Origin of the sequence: Gilliamella sp. B14448G11 (assembly GCF_016101765.1) — a bacterium.
In the GTDB taxonomy this organism is placed as follows: Bacteria; Pseudomonadota; Gammaproteobacteria; order Enterobacterales; family Orbaceae; genus Gilliamella; species Gilliamella apicola_N.
In genome coordinates this window covers 1-220 of the sequence record NZ_JACFPX010000072.1, presented here as the reverse complement: position 1 = coordinate 220, position 220 = coordinate 1, and the positions used below count along the sequence as shown (strand labels likewise).

Genomic DNA, 220 nt, shown 5'->3' with positions numbered 1-220 from the left:
CTGTAAAAAATATCGTATTCACGTTGGAAAAAGTAATGAATCGAGTGTGGGGAATGAACTTAATCGAGAGTTTGAGATAGGTCAAGCACGAAAAATATTGGTGACAGATTTAACCTATGTGAGGGTTAAAGAGCGGTGGCACTACCTTTGTGTGATTGTTGATGTCAGTAATCGAGAGATAGTTGGACGAAGTGCTGGCAGGCATAAAACAGCAGGGTTA

General features: G+C 40.5%; 1 pseudogene. It reads left to right on the top strand.

Annotation, left to right across the window (positions count from 1 at the left end):
* A pseudogene (locus H3S88_RS13220) lies at positions 1–220 on the top strand (IS3 family transposase); the annotation flags it as partial.